At 65.4% G+C, this 16,431-nt stretch carries 12 protein-coding genes; 8 read left to right on the top strand and 4 right to left on the bottom strand.

Annotated elements, in window-relative coordinates; all coding sequences use genetic code 11:
- Window positions 1–57: 57 nt before the first annotated feature.
- Entirely contained in the window at window positions 58–963 is a 906-nt protein-coding gene (locus RIN61_RS09715; protein WP_133975914.1) for an energy transducer TonB, read from the bottom strand.
- A gap of 91 nt (window positions 964–1,054) precedes the next feature.
- Entirely contained in the window at window positions 1,055–2,008 is a 954-nt protein-coding gene (gene gshB / locus RIN61_RS09710) for a glutathione synthase (protein ID WP_313856930.1), read from the bottom strand.
- A gap of 297 nt (window positions 2,009–2,305) precedes the next feature.
- Between gshB and RIN61_RS09705 the strand changes: the two genes are divergently transcribed.
- From RIN61_RS09705 to trhA, 7 genes are all read left to right on the top strand, one after another.
- Complete coding sequence (locus RIN61_RS09705; RefSeq protein WP_112249519.1) at window positions 2,306–2,707, top strand: response regulator; 402 nt, start codon at window positions 2,306–2,308, stop codon at window positions 2,705–2,707.
- Window positions 2,708–2,754: 47 nt separating this feature from the next.
- The gene (gene pilH, locus RIN61_RS09700; RefSeq protein WP_112249517.1) at window positions 2,755–3,120 is read left to right on the top strand and encodes a twitching motility response regulator PilH; all 366 of its coding nucleotides are present in this window, start codon (window positions 2,755–2,757) and stop codon (window positions 3,118–3,120) included.
- A complete protein-coding gene (locus RIN61_RS09695; protein WP_112249515.1) occupies window positions 3,117–3,671 on the top strand; it encodes a chemotaxis protein CheW in 555 nt (184 codons plus the stop codon). Before pilH ends, RIN61_RS09695 begins: the two co-directional genes overlap by 4 nt.
- 11 nt (window positions 3,672–3,682) lie before the next feature.
- Window positions 3,683–5,737, top strand: a complete 2,055-nt coding sequence (locus RIN61_RS09690) for a methyl-accepting chemotaxis protein (RefSeq protein ID WP_133975910.1) — start codon at window positions 3,683–3,685, stop codon at window positions 5,735–5,737.
- A gap of 48 nt (window positions 5,738–5,785) precedes the next feature.
- A complete protein-coding gene (locus RIN61_RS09685; RefSeq protein WP_313856924.1) occupies window positions 5,786–10,738 on the top strand; it encodes a hybrid sensor histidine kinase/response regulator in 4,953 nt (1,650 codons plus the stop codon).
- On the top strand, window positions 10,731–11,204 hold the full coding sequence (locus RIN61_RS09680) for a chemotaxis protein CheW (RefSeq protein ID WP_112249509.1): 474 nt from the start codon (window positions 10,731–10,733) through the stop codon (window positions 11,202–11,204). The genes RIN61_RS09685 and RIN61_RS09680 overlap by 8 nt, the downstream gene beginning before the upstream one ends.
- A 158-nt stretch (window positions 11,205–11,362) precedes the next feature.
- Entirely contained in the window at window positions 11,363–11,980 is a 618-nt protein-coding gene (trhA, locus tag RIN61_RS09675; protein WP_313856920.1) for a PAQR family membrane homeostasis protein TrhA, read from the top strand.
- Here the strand turns inward: trhA and RIN61_RS09670 are convergent, their stop codons facing one another.
- Window positions 11,981–12,700, bottom strand: coding sequence for a 16S rRNA (uracil(1498)-N(3))-methyltransferase (locus RIN61_RS09670; RefSeq protein WP_215520507.1), 720 nt, complete (start codon window positions 12,698–12,700; stop codon window positions 11,981–11,983).
- 58 nt (window positions 12,701–12,758) lie between these two features.
- Window positions 12,759–14,165, bottom strand: coding sequence for an adenosylmethionine--8-amino-7-oxononanoate transaminase (locus RIN61_RS09665; RefSeq protein WP_112249505.1), 1,407 nt, complete (start codon window positions 14,163–14,165; stop codon window positions 12,759–12,761).
- A 265-nt stretch (window positions 14,166–14,430) separates the two neighbouring features.
- Here RIN61_RS09665 and RIN61_RS09660 point away from each other — a divergent pair, with 265 nt between their 5' ends.
- Window positions 14,431–16,296: a flavin monoamine oxidase family protein gene (locus RIN61_RS09660; RefSeq protein ID WP_313856915.1), complete on the top strand. Its 1,866-nt coding sequence runs from the start codon at window positions 14,431–14,433 to the stop codon at window positions 16,294–16,296.
- The last annotated feature ends 135 nt before the right edge of the window (window positions 16,297–16,431 follow it).

The following is a 16,431-nucleotide window of genomic DNA, read 5'->3' as shown; positions in this document are numbered from 1 at the left end:
TAGTCGGACGCTTTCGCGGGTAAACCCGCTCCCACAGGGACCGCGTAATACCGCAGGTCAGTTACTGGACAAACGGTCCCCACGGGCAAAGCGCCAGGTGCGGATGATTTCCAGCCGGTCGAACTCGGCCAAATCCCCGGTAAACGGCGCAAACGGCGCCGCCAGCCGAACGATGCGCTGCGCCGCCTGGTCCAGCACCGGCTGCCCGGACGACTCCAGCACCAGTACCTCATACAGCGAACCATCGCGGTTGATCGACACCATCATGCGCAGGTTGCCGTAGATCTGCTGCCGACGCGCTTCGTCGGGGTAGTTCAGGTTGCCCACCCGCTCGACCTTCTTGCGCCACTCTTCCTTGTACCAGGCGCCCTTGTCGCGCATGGTCGAGGCGGCATTGAGCCGGTGGATGCGCGGGCGCTTGGCGTACATCTGCTGCTCGTTGGACAGCTCCGCCTCCAGGCTGGCGATCTGGCTGGACAACTGCGAGCTGTCGAAGTCCGGTGCCGGGGCTGCCGGCTTGGGCTGCGGCTTGCTTTCCTTCGGCTTGGGCTCGACTTTCTGCGGCTTGGGCGCCTTGGTCACCACTGCCGACTTCTCGGGCGTAGGCGGCGGTGTTACCTCGGGCCTGGCCGCGGGTGGCGGGGTGATCTTGTTGATCTTGCTGTCCTGGAACGGTGCCAGTTCGGTGGTCTTGGGCACCGCTTTCTTGTCCAGGGTGCCGCTGCCCTGCTGGTTGTCCTGGGCCTGGAAATCGGCCTTCTCCGGCGCTTTCTCGCTCTTGAAGGTGGCCAGGGTGATGTCCATGGTGTGGCGGATTTCGGCAGGCTTGACCACGCTGAAACCGACACCAAGGATCAGCGCCAGGTGCACCAGGGCAGCCAGGAACAGGGTAAAGCCGAGCCGGTCCACTGGGCGAACACGGGGAGGCAGCAGGTCGGCGGGGATGTCAGCGGGCAGCGTCATCGGGTTTCCAGCAACCGCAGGGCGGGGTAGCAGGCCAGGCTAAAAGGACCCGCATCATACCCCACTCTGGGTTGTAGCCGTGCGTCGGCGGTCAGCGCGCCTTCAGCTGGCGATCAATGGCATCCATCAATTGCCCGCCGATGTCGGTGTTGTAGGCGGCATCGATCTCGCGGATGCAGGTGGGGCTGGTGACGTTGATTTCGGTGAGGTAGTCGCCGATCACATCAAGACCCACGAACATCAGGCCCTTCTCGCGCAGGGTCGGGCCGACTTGGGCGGCGATCCAGCGGTCGCGGTCGGTCAGCGGGCGTGCCTCGCCACGGCCGCCGGCGGCCAGGTTGCCACGGGTCTCGCCGCTGGCCGGGATACGCGCCAGGCAGTAGTCCACCGGTTCGCCGTCGATCATCAGGATGCGCTTGTCGCCGTCGACGATCTGCGGCAGGTACTCCTGCGCCATGATCTGCTGGTTGCCATGCTGGGTCAGGGTTTCCAGGATCACCGACAGGTTCGGGTCGTCCTTGCGGTGGCGGAACACCGAGGCGCCGCCCATGCCGTCCAGCGGCTTGAGGATTACGTCACCACGGCTGTTGGCGAACTCGCGCAGGATGTCGACACGGCGGCTGACCAGGGTCGGCGCCATGCACTGCGGGAATTGGGTGGCGAACAGTTTTTCGTTGCAGTCGCGCAGGCTCTGCGGGCGGTTGACCACCAGCACGCCTTCGCGTTCGGCCTGCTCCAGCAGGTAGGTGCTGTAGACGAACTCCATGTCGAAGGGCGGGTCCTTGCGCATCAGGACCACATCCAGCTCGGCCAGCGCACTGTCCTGCTCCTCGCCCAGCTCGAACCAGCGGGCCGGGTCGGCGAACACTTTCAGCGGGCGCATCTGTGCACGGGCCTGGCCGGCGCCCAGGTACATATCGCGCTGCTCCATGTAGAACAGGCTCCAGCCGCGTGCCTGGGCGGCCAGCAGCATGGCCAGCGAGCTGTCCTTCTTGTAGGAGATGGACGCGATGGGGTCCATGACAATGCCGAGGCGAACGCTCATGGGGTGGTTCCTCTTGGCGGCAGGTGGCCGCGATGGATCGAAAGAAAAGTGGCTCAGGGTGGCGCCGTGAACGCCGCCGGTCAAGGGGCGCCGCAGATGGAACGGCCACCCGGAGTGTGCTAAAAATGCCAGGCATAGCGCTATACAACAGGCCTTTGGGGCTGCTGCGCAGCCCTATCGCGACGCAAGGCCGCTCCTACAGGAGATCGCGGTCCCTTGTAGGAGCGGCCTTGTGTCGCGATAGGGGCGCGAAGCGGCCCCGGGAATTCGGCATAAGCAGCGATGGTAGCCCAAGAGATGGAACAACCCCTGAAGGTGATGGTGATCGACGATTCGCGCACGATCCGCCGCACCGCGCAGATGTTGCTCGGTGAAGCGGGCTGCGAGGTGATCACCGCCAGCGATGGCTTCGATGCCCTGGCCAAGATCGTCGACCACCAGCCCAGCATCATCTTTGTCGATGTGTTGATGCCGCGCCTGGACGGCTACCAGACCTGCGCGGTGATCAAGCACAACAGTGCCTTCAAGGACACCCCGGTCATTCTGCTGTCGTCCCGTGACGGCCTGTTCGACAAGGCCCGCGGCCGGGTGGTCGGTTCCGACCAGTTCCTGACCAAACCGTTCAGCAAGGAAGAACTGCTCGACGCGATCCGCGCCCACGTGCCCGGTTTTGCCGCAGCCCGACAACACGCACCCTGACCGCGCCCCGCCATGGCACGGTCTTTCTTTCCTGATGGGGAAACAGCATGGCCCGAGTTCTGATTGTCGACGACTCGCCGACAGAGATGTACCGATTGACCGAATGGCTGGAAAAGCACGGCTACCAGGTGCTCAAGGCCAGCAACGGTGCCGATGGCGTGGCCCTGGCCCGGCAGGACAAGCCCGACGCGGTGCTGATGGACATCGTCATGCCCGGCATGAACGGCTTCCAGGCTACCCGCCAGCTCAGCAAGGACCCGGAAACCAGCGCCATCCCGGTGATCGTGGTCACCACCAAGGACCAGGAAACCGACCGTATCTGGGCCAAGCGCCAGGGCGCTCGTGACTTCCTGACCAAACCGGTGGAAGAGGACGCGTTGATCGCCAAGCTCAAAGAGGTGCTTGGGGCTTGACCACCCGCCCGCAGGGCGCGTCGCTGACCGCCTTCGAGTTGTTGCTGGACATCGACCGGCGCTGCCGCCTGCTGGTCGCCGACCAGCCGCCGCAGGATATCCGCCTGCAACAGTGGAGCGGCATCGGCTTTCGCATTGCCGGGCAATGGTTCGTCGCGCCCATGGGCGAGGTGGCCGAGGTGCTGCGCGAACCGCGCAGCAGCCGCGTCCCCGGCGTGCAGCCATGGGTGTGCGGGGTAGCCAACCTGCGCGGCCGGTTGTTGCCGGTGATGGACCTGAGCAGCTTCTTCGGCCTGGGCCACGCCGCCCCTGGCAAGCAGCGGCGGGTGCTGGTGCTGGACCGCGAGGACCTGTTCGTCGGCCTGCTGGTGGACGAGGTGCTGGGCCTGCAGCACTTTGCCCTGGACAGCCTGCAATTGTCGCCACCACAACCCCTGATTCGCGCCGCTGCCCCCTTCGTGCAGGGGCACTTCCCGCGTGAACGCAACTGGGCGATCTTCAGCCCCTTCGCCCTGGCCCAGGCGCCGGGCTTTCTCGATGTGGCGTTATAGGACCTGCGAACGTGAACAAGCCTGCCACCCCCGTCACCAGCGTGACCCCGCGTACCCGCAGCATCGCGCAGATCACCGTGCTGTTCCTGATCCTGATCCTGTCGATCATCCTGCTGTTCGCCAACTTTGCCTACTTGAACACCCAGTCCAACTACGACAAGCAGTACATCGGCCACGCCGGCGAACTGCGGGTGCTGTCGCAGCGCATCGCCAAGAACGCCACCGAAGCCGCCACCGGCAAGGCCCTGGCCTTCAAGCTGCTATCGGACGCGCGCAACGATTTCGAACGGCGCTGGGGCTATTTGCGTGAAGGTGACAAGTCCACCGGCCTGCCACCTGCGCCGCCCACGGTGCGTGACGAGATGGAAGCGGTACGCCGCGACTGGGAAAACCTGCGCAAGAACACCGACACCATCCTGGCCAGCGAGCAGACCGTGCTGTCGCTGCACCAGGTGGCGGCGACCCTGGCCGAGACCGTGCCGCAGTTGCAGGTGGAATACGAGAAAGTGGTCGAGATCCTGCTGCAGAGCGGTGCCCCGGCCAATCAGGTGGCGGTAGCCCAGCGCCAGCTGCTGCTGGCCGAACGCATTCTCGGCTCGGTCAACACAGTGCTGGCCGGTGACGATGCCGCGGCCCAGGCGGCCGACGCCTTTGGCCGCGATGCCGGGCGCTTCGGCCAGGTACTCGAGGGCATGCTCAGTGGCAACGCGGCGATCCAGGTGACCCGCGTAGAGGACGCCGATGCCCGCGCGCGTCTGGCTGAAATTGCCGAGCTGTTCCAGTTCGTTGCAGGCTCGGTGGATGAAATCCTCGAAACATCGCCAGAACTGTTCCGCGTGCGGGAGGCGGCGGGCAACATCTTCAGCCTGTCGCAAACCCTGCTCGACGAGGCCTCGCACCTGGCCAACGGTTTCGAGAACCTGGCCGGCGGGCGCACGCTCGACACCGTCGGCGGTTATGCCCTGGGCCTTCTGGCGCTGGCTTCGATCATCCTCATCGGCCTGGTCATGGTACGCACCACCAACCGCCAGCTGCGCGAGACGGCGGAAAAGAACGAACGCAACCAGCAGGCGATCATGCGCCTGCTCGACGAAATCGAAGAGCTGGCTGACGGCGACCTGACCGTGACCGTATCGGTGACCGAGGACTTCACCGGCGCCATTGCCGATTCGATCAACTATTCCGTGGACCAATTGCGCGACCTGGTCGCCACCATCAACCACAGCGCCGTGCAGGTCGCTGCTGCCGTGCAGGACACACAGAACACCGCACGCCAGCTGGCCAAGGCCTCCGAGCACCAGGCCGAACAGATCAGCGAGGCATCCGAGGCGGTCGGCGACATGGTCGAATCGATCGACCGGGTTTCGGCGCATGCCTACGAGTCGGCCAAGGTGGCCGAGCGCTCCGTGGCAATCGCCAACAAGGGCAACGAGGTGGTGCACAACACCATCAACGGCATGGACAACATTCGCGAACAGATCCAGGACACTGCCAAACGGATCAAGCGCCTCGGTGAGTCTTCCCAGGAAATCGGCGATATCGTCAGCCTGATCGACGACATTGCCGACCAGACCAACATCCTGGCCCTCAACGCGGCGATTCAGGCTTCGCTGGCTGGCGAGGCCGGCCGTGGGTTCGCCGTGGTCGCCGACGAAGTGCAGCGCCTGGCCGAACGTTCGTCGTCGGCCACCCGGCAGATCGAGGCGCTGGTGCGCACCATCCAGGCCGACACCAACGAGGCGGTGATCTCCATGGAGCAGACCACCGCCGAGGTAGTGCGCGGTGCCCGCCTGGCCCAGGATGCCGGGGTGGCGCTGGCCGAGATCGAAGGCGTATCGCAGAACCTCGCCGACCTTATCCACAGCATCTCCGATGCCGCCCAGCTGCAGACTTCGTCTGCCGGGCAGATCTCCCACACCATGGCGGTCATCCAGCAGATTACCGCGCAGACCTCTGCCGGCTCCAGCGCCACTGCCGACAGTATCCGCCACCTGGCGCGCATGGCCAGCGAGATGCGCCGTTCGGTGTCCGGGTTCACCCTGCCGCCACCAGCAGAGCCCAAATGATGAGCTCAACTGATGAGCTCAACTGAAAAGCCGCGCCGAGGAGTGCCCATGGCTGTAGCAGCTGTAAGCCCCGAGCGCCACGACACAGTGGCGCTGGCCTGGACCAAGGCCGCCATCCTCGACTGCCTGGGCCAGGCGCGCCAGGCGCTGGAGCGCTTTGCCGGCGAGCCTGGCGACCTGTCGATGCTGGCATTCGTGGTCGACAATCTGCACCAGGTGCACGGTTGCCTGCGCATGCTCGAACTGCGCGGGGCCACGCGCCTGGCCGAAGAACTGGAGCTGTTCGCCAAGGCCCTGGCCGATGGCCAGGTCAGCCCCCGCGGTGATTGCCTGGGCGCATTGTTCCGTGGCCTGGAGCAACTGCCGTCGTATCTGGAGCGCCTGCGCGGCGCTCGCCACGACCTGCCATTGGTGATGCTGCCGCTGCTCAACCAGCTGCGGGCCTGCCGTGGCGAGGAGCCATTGGCGCAGGCCAGCCTGATCAGCGGCGCCACCCAACGCTTTGCCGGTGCCGACGACCTGGCCAACCTCGACCTGTCGCTGGGCAACTGGCGCGAGCAGCTGCAGGCAGGGCCCGGACGCGATGCCCTGCGCTCGGTGGTGACTGCGCTGTGCGACGACCTGGTGCGCATCAAGGAGCGCCTGGACCAGTTCGTGCGCGGCGACCGCCAGCACAGCGAGCAGCTCGATGCCCTGCTGGCACCCCTGCGCCACGTGGCCGACACCCTGGCAGTGCTGGGCTTCCAGCAGCCACGCCGGGTGATCATCGACCAGGTGCTTGCGCTGCAGGCCCTGGCCCAGGGCGAGCGGGCGGTGGACGACGCGGTGTTGATGGATGTAGCAGGGGCCCTGCTGTATGTGGAGGCCACGCTCAATGGCATGGTTGGCCCGCTGGAGGAAAACGGCCAGGGCGGCCTGCCGGGCTCGGACCTGGCCGAAATCCGCCAACTGGTGTTGAACGAATCGCTGAACGTGCTGCAGCAGGCCAAGGATCTGATCGGCGATTGCCTGGAGTCCGGCTGGCCGCGACAACGCCTGCAACCCTTGCCAGGGCTGTTGCAACAGATTCGCGGTGCGCTGGCGATGTTGATGCTACCGGCGGTGGCCGAGCTGTTTGCCGGTTGCGCCAGCTATGTGCAGCGCTGGCTGCAGCATCTGGATGTAGAACCGCCAGCCGACGAGCTGACGCACCTGGCCGAGGCCCTGAGCGCTGCCGAATGCTACCTGCAATGGCGTGTGGCGGACCCATTGGCGGATGGCCAGCCCTTCATCGACATGGCGCGCGCCAGCCTGGCGACGCTGGGTGTGCACTGCGCGCTGGTCGAGGCCACCGCAGGCCACGATGGCAGCGCTGATGGCATTGATGACGAGCTGCGCGAAGTGTTTCTCGACGAGGCTGGTGAACTGCTGCCGGAAATCGAGCGCCATTGGTTGCGCTGGCGTGCCGACAACCAGCAGCGCGAGGCACTGGCAGAAGTGCGCCGCGCCTTGCATACGCTCAAGGGCAGCGGGCGCATGGTACATGCCGAGGCGGTGGCCAAGCTGGCCTGGGGCGCCGAGCACCTGTTGAACCGGGTACTCGAGGGCCGCAGCGTGCTCAGCCCGGAAGGCGTAGTGGCCCTGCAGCAGGTGTTCGTTCACCTGCCCGACCTGCTGGCCGATTTTGCCGCAGGCCAGTTGCCGCAACTGACGGAAATCGAGCAACTGGCCGGGCACCTGCATGCCCTGGCCGAAAACGATGCCCCGGTGGCGGCCGACATCGACGGCCTCGACCCGCAATTGCTGGATATTTTTCGCAGCGAGGCGCAGGGCCACCTGGCCAGCCTGGATGCTTTTCTGCAGGGCACCGACGGCCACGATGCGCAGGTCAGCGATGGCCTGCAGCGCGCCCTTCACACGCTCAAGGGCAGTGCCGCCATGGCCGGGGTGATGCCAGTCGCCGAACTGGCCACCGCCTTCGACCGCCTGGCACGTGAATACAAGGGCCACCAACTGCCCCTGCAAATGGCCGAGATCGAATGGCTGGAAGCTGCGCGCTCGCTGTTCCACCTGGGCCTGGCGCAACTCGACAGCACACCGCTGGCGGCCATCCCCGGTGCCGCAGAGCTGATCGAGCAGGTCGGCCAGGCGGTGGATGGGCACCTGGCCAGCTTGCATGGCGACCCGCAGCATGCGCGGCGTAGCAAGCGCGACCCGCAATTGACTGCCAGTTTCCTGGCCCAGGCCATGGATATCCTGCTGGAAGCCGAGTCGTTGCTGTCACGCTGGCAGGAGCAGCCCGGCCAGCGCGATGCGCTGGAAACCCTGCTCGACGAACTGACATCCCTGGGCCACGCCGCACACCTGGCCGACCTGTGGCAGATGGACGACGTGTGCGAGGCCTTGCTCGACCTGTACGGCGCCGTTGAGGAGGGCAGTCTGCCCGCTGATGCACGGTTCTTCGCCCATGTGCAGCGGGCCCATGAGGCCCTGCTCGACATGCTCGACGAAGTGGCGGCTGGGCAGGACATCCCGCCCAGGGCAGAGCTGGTCGACAGCCTGCGCAACCTGCTGGGCCAGGCCCTGGCACCGGAGGCCACTGGCCTGGTGGGCATCGACACGGTCACGCCGCTGCACCCGGACATGGACCTGGCCGATACCCTTGGCCTGGGGCAGGCGCACAACCCTTTGCTGCCGCCTGTGGCCGAGCCGCTGACCGAAGAGCCGGAAAGCCCTGGCGAAGAGCTGCTGGACGTCTTTCTGGAAGAAAGCTCGGACATCGTCGAGAGTGCCGCCGCAGCCCTGGCGCGCTGGCAGGCCGACCCGCGCAGCAGCGTCGAAGTGGACAACCTGATGCGCGACCTGCACACCCTCAAGGGCGTGGCGCGCATGGTCGAAATCGCACCGATCGGCGACCTGGCCCACGAACTGGAGTTCCTCTACGAGCTGCTGGCCGCTGGCCGTATGCCGCCGAGCGCACCACTGTTCGCCTTGCTGCAGAACTGCCATGACCGCCTGGCGCACATGCTCGATGCTGTGCGTCTGCGGCAACCGCTGCATGCCGCCACCGCGCTGATCGATTACATCCGCAACTTCAGCTTCTCGGCCCTGGCCGACAGCGCCGCCGGCCAGGGGCCGGTCGAGGCCGCGATCAGTGAGGCGCCTGCGGCAGCTCCCGAGCGGGCGCCAGGCGACATGGTCAAGGTCGATGCCGAGTTGCTCGACGACCTGGGCAACCTGGCCGGTGAGCACTCGGTCATCCGTGGGCGCATCGAGCAGCAGGTCAACGATGCGCAGTTCACCCTCAACGAGATGGAAACCACCCTCGAGCGCATGCGCGACCAGTTGCTGCGCCTGGACATCGAGACCCAAGGGCGGATCTCCAGCCGGCAGCAGTTCGAAGGCGATGCCTATGACGACTTCGACCCGCTGGAAATGGACCGCCACTCGCAGCTGCAGCAGCTGTCGCGGGCCCTGTTCGAGTCGGCCTCGGACTTGCTCGACCTCAAGGAAACCCTGGCACAGCGGGCCCAGGAGGCCTACAGCCTGTTGCAGCAGCAGGCGCGGGTGAACAGCCAGTTGCAGGAAGGCCTGACCGCTACCCTGATGGTGCCCTTCGAGCGCCTGGTACCGCGCTTGCAGCGTGTGGTGCGGCAGGTGGCCAGCGAGCTGGGCAAGCAAGTGGAGCTGGTGGTCGGCAATGCCGAGGGCGAACTGGACCGTAGCGTGCTCGAACGTATGGTGGCGCCGCTGGAGCACATGCTGCGCAACGCTGTTGACCATGGCCTGGAAAGCCGCGAAATGCGCCTGGCCGCCGGCAAGCCGGAGCAGGGCACCATCCACCTGAATCTGTTGCACGAAGGCGCCGACATCGTTATCGAAATGACCGACGACGGTGCCGGGGTGCCACTGGAAGCGGTGCGCCGCAAGGCCATCAAGCGCGGCCTGCTGGACCCGCAGGCGCAATTGAGCGATCACGAGATCCTCCAGTTCATCCTGCGCCCGGGCTTTTCCACGGCCGAGAAGATCACCCAGATTTCCGGGCGCGGCCTGGGCATGGATGTGGTGCACGAGGAGGTCAAGCAGCTGGGCGGCTCGATGAGTATCGAATCGGCCCAAGGCAAGGGCGCGCGCTTCCTGATCCGCCTGCCGTTTACCGTGTCGGTCAACCGTGCGCTGATGGTGCACCTGGGCGAAGAGCAGTACGCCATTCCGCTGAACACCATCGAGGGTATCGTCCGCGTGCCGCCGGCCGAACTGGCAGCGTGCTACCAGCTGGACGCCCCACGTTATGTGTACGCCGGCCACGAATACGAGCTGCGCTACTTGGGTGAGCTGCTCCAAGGTATGCCGCGCCCGGCATTGCTCGGGCAGAGCGTTCCGCTGCCGGTGCTGCTGGTGCATTCTCAGGAGCAGTCGTTCGCCATCCAGGCCGACAGCCTGTCGCCCAGCCGCGAGATCGTGGTGAAGAGCCTGGGGCCGCAGTTTGCCGCGGTTGCAGGTTTGTCGGGGGCGACGTTGCTGGGCGATGGCCGGGTGGTGCTGATTCTCGACCTGCTGGGCCAGTTGCGTGGCCAGCAGCGGCGCCTGGCGCGCCTGCCGGGCGGCGACGCGGCCCGGCGCCAGGTGTTCGGCCCGGCGCCACGGCGGGCGTTGCTGGTAATGGTAGTGGATGACTCGGTGACCGTGCGCAAAGTCACCAGCCGCCTGCTGGAACGCCATGGCATGAGCGTGCTGACGGCCAAGGACGGAGTCGATGCCATGGCCCTGCTGGAAGAACATCGCCCCGACGTGTTGCTGCTGGATATCGAGATGCCACGCATGGACGGCTTCGAGGTGGCCACACGCATCCGCCGTGACGAGCGGCTGAAAGACTTGCCGATCATCATGATTACCTCGCGCACCGGGCAGAAGCACCGCGACCGTGCCATGGCCATCGGCGTCAACGAATACTTGGGCAAGCCGTACCAGGAGTCGATCCTGTTGCAGAGCATTGCCCATTGGAGCCAGACCCATGCTTGAATTGATCGCCGGCCAGCGCAGCAGCCTGACCGGGCTTTTGCTGCCGTTGGGCGACCGTACCCTGGTGTTGCCCAACGTGGCGGTGGCTGAACTGAGTGGCCAGCGCAACCTGGTGTGCCAGCGCGGCGAGCCGGCCTGGCATCTGGGCTGGATCGACTGGCGCCAGCAGCGCCTGCCGCTGATCGGCTTCGAAGCCGCATGTGGTGGCGAGACACCCTGCGGCGAGCGGGCTCGCGTGGTGGTGCTCAATGCCCTGGGCGATACCGGCCTGCGCTACCTGGCGTTGTTGCTGCAGGACATACCGCGCTCGTGCAAGCTCGACAGCCAGCTGAACTACGTGGATGTGGCGCTGGGCCGGCTGGAGCTGGCGGCGGTGCAGGTAGGTGAACAGGTGGCACGGGTGCCCGACCTGGTGGGGCTGGAGCGGCTGGTGCGTGACGCGCAATTGCAACCTGAGGTTGGGTAGGATGTAAGCCATAGGGCCTCTTCGCGGGTGAACCCGCTCCCACAGATACGGCACCGTCCTCAGGCTTTTTAGGATCCCTGTGGGAGCGGGTTCACCCGCGAAGAGGCCGGAACAGAAGGACGCAGGAACCCAGCCCACCTCAGGAGGTCTGTGTTTGCATGTACTACGGTGAACGCTTCAATGCCTGGACCCACCTGGTCGGTGCCGTCCTGGCCTGTGTCGGTGCCATCTGGCTGATCGTGGCTGCGGGCCTGCAGGGCGACCCGTGGAAGATCGTCAGTTTCTCCATCTACGGCAGCACCTTGCTGTTGCTGTACAGCATTTCTACCCTGTACCACAGCACTCGCGGGCGGGCGAAGGTGATCATGCGCAAGCTCGATCACCTGTCGATATACCTGCTGATTGCTGGCAGCTACACGCCGTTCTGCCTGGTCAGCCTGCGCGGGCCCTGGGGCTGGAGCCTGTTCGGGGTGGTCTGGGGGCTGGCGGTGATCGGCATGCTGCAGGAAATCAAGCCGCGCTCCGAGGCGCGCATCCTGTCGATCATCATCTATGCAGTGATGGGCTGGATCGTGCTGGTGGCGGTCAAGCCATTGCTGCATTCACTCGGCAGCGCCGGCTTTGCCTGGCTGGCTGCCGGCGGGGTGTTCTACACCGTCGGCATCATCTTCTTCGCCTTCGACAGCCGCTTCCGCCACTGGCATGGCATCTGGCACTTGTTCGTGATTGCCGGCAGCCTCATGCACTTCGTGGCGGTGTCGTTGTACGTGCGCTAGTTAAAAGTCGCCCCACAGTTGCTGTGCCACCGACAGTGCCACCACTGGGGCGGTTTCGGTGCGCAGCACGCGTGGGCCCAGGCGTGCTGCGTGAAAACCGGCAGTCTTGGCCTGGTCGACCTCCGCCTCGCTCAGGCCGCCTTCGGGGCCGATCAGGAAGGCCAGGGTGGCAGGCTTGGCATGGCTGGTGAGCGGTTCGGCCACTGGGTGCAGGACCAGTTTCAGGTCGGCCTTGGCGCCGTTCAGCCATTCGGCCAAAGTCACCGGTGGGTGGATGACCGGCAAGGTCGAGCGGCCGCATTGTTCGCAGGCACTGATGGCCACCTGGCGCCAGTGGGCCAGGCGTTTGTCGGCGCGTTCGTCCTTCAGCCGCACTTCGCAGCGTTCGCTGACGATCGGGGTGATTTCGTTGGCGCCCAGCTCGGTGGCTTTCTGGATCGCCCAGTCCATGCGCTCGCCACGGGACAGGCCTTGGCCGAGGTGCACGTGCAGTGGTGAGTCGGCTTGGCCGGCGAGGGCCTGGTCGAGGCTGACGCGGACGGTTTTCTTGCCCACTTCGAGCAACTGGCCGCGGTATTCCTGGCCGCTGCCGTCGAACAGCTGCACGGCATCGCCAGGGGCCATGCGCAGTACGCGGCCGATGTAGTGGGCCTGGGCTTCGGGCAGATCGTGCTCGCCAAGGCTCAGGGGGGCGTCGATGAAGAAGCGGGACAGTCTCATGGTTGAGCTCAAGCTAAAGGTAGAAGGTGGTCCCTGTGGGAGCGGCGGGCTTTCGGGCTTAGCCCGGGTCACGGAAGTCGGGGTGGAAGTTGGCCGGTACGGCCACGCTGACGCTATCACGGGTGGCAATGTCGATGCCTTCGCTGGCCACTTCTGCCAAAAAGTCGATCTGCTCTGGCGTAATCACATAAGGCGGCAGGAAGTACACCACGCTGCCCAGCGGGCGCAACAGGGCGCCACGAGTCAGGGCATGTTCGAACACTTTCAGGCCACGACGCTCCTGCCATGGGTAGGCGACCTTGCCGGCCTTGTCCTGGACCATCTCGATGGCCAGGGCCATGCCAGTCTGGCGAATCTCGGCCACATGCGCGTGGTCAGCCAGGTGCGCGGTGGCGCTGGCCATGCGTGTGGCCAAGGCCTTGTTGGCCTCGATCACGTTGTCCTGCTCGAAGATGTCCAGGGTCGCCAGCGCCGCGGCGCAGGCCAGCGGGTTGCCGGTGTAGCTGTGCGAGTGGAGGAACGCGCGCAGGGTCGGATAATCGTCGTAGAACGCCTGGTACACCTTGTCGGTGGTCAGGCAGGCGGCCAGCGGCAGGTAACCGCCGGTCAGGGCCTTGGACAGGCACAGGAAGTCGGGGCGGATGCCGGCCTGTTCGCAGGCGAACATGGTGCCGGTGCGGCCGAAGCCCACGGCGATCTCGTCGTGGATCAGGTGCACGTCGTAGCGGTCGCAGGCCTCGCGCAGCAGCTTGAGGTACACCGGATGGTACATGCGCATGCCGCCAGCACCCTGGATCAGCGGCTCGACGATTACCGCACTGATCGAGGCGTGGTGCTCGGCCAGGGTCTGCTCCATGGCCTGGAACATGTTGCGCGAGTGCTCTTCCCAGCTCATGCCTTCGGGCCGCAGGTAGCAGTCGGGGCTGGGCACCTTGAGGGTGTCGAGCAGCAGCGCCTTGTAGGTTTCGGTGAACAGCGGCACATCGCCGACCGACATGGCGGCGATGGTTTCGCCGTGGTAGCTGTTGGTCAGGGTGACGAAGCGCTTCTTGCCCGGCTTGCCGACGTTCTGCCAGTAGTGGAAGCTCATCTTCAGCGCCACTTCGATGCACGACGAACCGTTGTCGGCATAGAACACCCGGTCGAGGCCGGCAGGGGTCATGGCTACAAGACGCTCGGACAGCTCGATCACCGGCTGGTGGCTGAAACCGGCCAGGATCACGTGCTCCAGCTGGTCGACCTGGTCCTTGATGCGCTGGTTGATGCGCGGGTTGGCGTGGCCAAACACGTTGACCCACCAGCTGCTCACCGCATCCAGGTAGCGCTTGCCTTCGAAGTCTTCCAGCCACACGCCTTCGCCGCGCCTGATCGGGATCAGCGGCAGCTGCTCGTGGTCTTTCATCTGGGTGCAGGGGTGCCACAGGACCTTGAGGTCGCGTTGCATCCACTGATCATTGAGGCCCATGGGCACTTCTCCTGGCTTTGCGGCTTGGTTCGACCGCGTAAGCCTAAGCAATGCCGCAGGGCAGAACAACCGCCGCTGTTCATCGGGTTGCCAGCTTCGCTTGCCACCGTTCGAATTCGCCGCAGATAAAAATGTCAGTGGCGAAAAGGACTTGATGTCACTGCGCTGGCAGGGGCGGCGGACCTGACGTATTCTTAACGCATCTCTCCCGGGGCATTCCTGCCTCTCCCCGTTTCTGTAACCCCCTGACTCGGAGTTCGCCGACATGGCTGCTGCTTGGGTGCGCCTGTGCGCGTTGGTATTGATTGGTGTGTCCAGCGGCGCCGCGCTGGCAAAGGACAAGACGCCTTCGGCGATCGTCGTGGGTGGCGGCCTGGCGGGCCTGACGGCCGCCTACGAGCTGCAGAGCAAAGGCTGGCAGGTAACGCTGCTGGAAGCCAAGCCAGGCATGGGCGGGCGCTCGGGCCTGGCCACCAGCGAGTGGATCGGCAACGCGAAGGCGCAGCCGGTGCTCAACCAGTACCTCGACCGTTTCAAACTTGAAACACTGCCGGCACCGGAGTTCGTGCGTACCCCCGGTTACCTGATCGATGGCGAGTATTTCAGTGCCACCGACCTGGCCACCAAGCAGCCGGCCACCGCCGAGGCGCTCAAGCGTTACGAGAAAACCCTCGATGACCTGGCCCGTTCGATCGACGACCCACTGAAACCGCAAGCCAACAGCACGCTGTTTGCCCTTGACCAGATCAACGTCTCCACCTGGCTGGACAAGCTGCAACTGCCGTCCACCGCCCGTCAGCTGGTCAACCAGCAGATCCGTACCCGCTACGATGAGCCATCGCGTCTGTCGCTGTTGTACTTTGCCCAGCAGAACCGCGTGTATCGCGGTGTCAGCGACCGTGACCTGCGTGCCGCGCGCCTGCCCGGCGGCAGCCCGGTACTGGCCCAGGCATTCGTCAAGCAACTGAAGACCATCAAGACCAGTTCGCCGGTGACCTCCATCGTCCAGGACAAGGACGGTGTCACGGTCAAGGTTGGCAGCGTCGGCTACCAGGCGGATTACCTGGTCATGGCCGTCCCTCTGCGTGCCCTGGCCAAGATCCAGATGACCCCGGGCCTGGACAGCCAGCACCTGGCGGCGTTGAAAGGCACCAACTATGGCTGGCGCGACCAGCTGATGCTCAAGTTCAAGAAGCCGGTGTGGGAAAGCCGCGCGCGCATGTCGGGCGAAATCTTCAGTAACGCTGGCTTGGGCATGCTGTGGATCGAACCCGCGCTCAAGGGTGGCGCCAACGTGGTGATCAACCTGTCGGGTGACAACGCCCGCCTGCTGCAGGCGTTCGGCGACAAGCAGATGGTCGACCAGGTGCTGATCCGCCTGCATGCGTTTTACCCGCAGGCGCGTGGCTCGTTCACCGGCTACGAGGTCAAGCGCTACAGCACCGACGCCGGCACCGGTGGCGCCTACCTGGCCTATGGCCCGGGCCAGATCAGCAAGTACTGGCGCCTGTGGGAGCGCCCGGTGCAGCGCATCACCTTTGCCGGTGAGCATACCGACGCCCTCTACCCAGGCACCCTGGAAGGCGCCCTTCGCAGCGGCCAGCGCGCGGCCAGCCAGGTACAGGACCTGCTGGCCGGCAAATCGTTCGACCCGGCCAAGGCGGCACCGGTGGCGGCAGCAGCAGCTGCAGGTGCCGTGGCGGCCAAGGAGGGCAAGGGTGGGTTCTTCTCCAATATGTTTGGCGGCTCTGACGACAAGGGCGACAAGGCTGACAAGGCCCCTGCCAAGGCCGAGCCGAAAAAGGATGATGAGGCCAGGCAGGACAAGCCGGGCTTCTTCAAGCGCCTGTTTGGCGGGGCGGACAAGCCTGAGGTGAAGGCCGAGCCGATTGCCAAGGCTGAAGAGGTGGCGCCGGTACCTGCGCCAGCGCCACAAGCCGCCCCGGCCCCGGTTGCACCAGCACCTGTGGCCAAGGAAGCGGTGGCCAAGCCTGCTGCGACCAAGGCTGCATCTGGCAAGCATGCCCCGGCGCACAAACCGGCCCAAAAGCCTGCCGAGGCCAAGAAGACAACTGCCAAGTCCGAGCCGGCCAAGAAAGCCGTAGCCAATACCCAAGCCAAGGCCGGTTGATTTATTCACAGTGCCGGCCCTTTCGCGGGTAAACCCGCTCCCACAGGTCCGGCACAGGTAGCAGGAACTGCGCCGACCCTGTGGGAGCGGGTTTACCCGCGAAGGGGCCGGCATTGGCAACCGCGAACGCTCCGT

Origin of the sequence: Pseudomonas inefficax (assembly GCF_032164165.1) — a bacterium.
GTDB lineage: Bacteria > Pseudomonadota > Gammaproteobacteria > Pseudomonadales > Pseudomonadaceae > Aquipseudomonas > Aquipseudomonas inefficax.
This window is presented reverse-complemented; position numbering and strand designations above follow the sequence as displayed.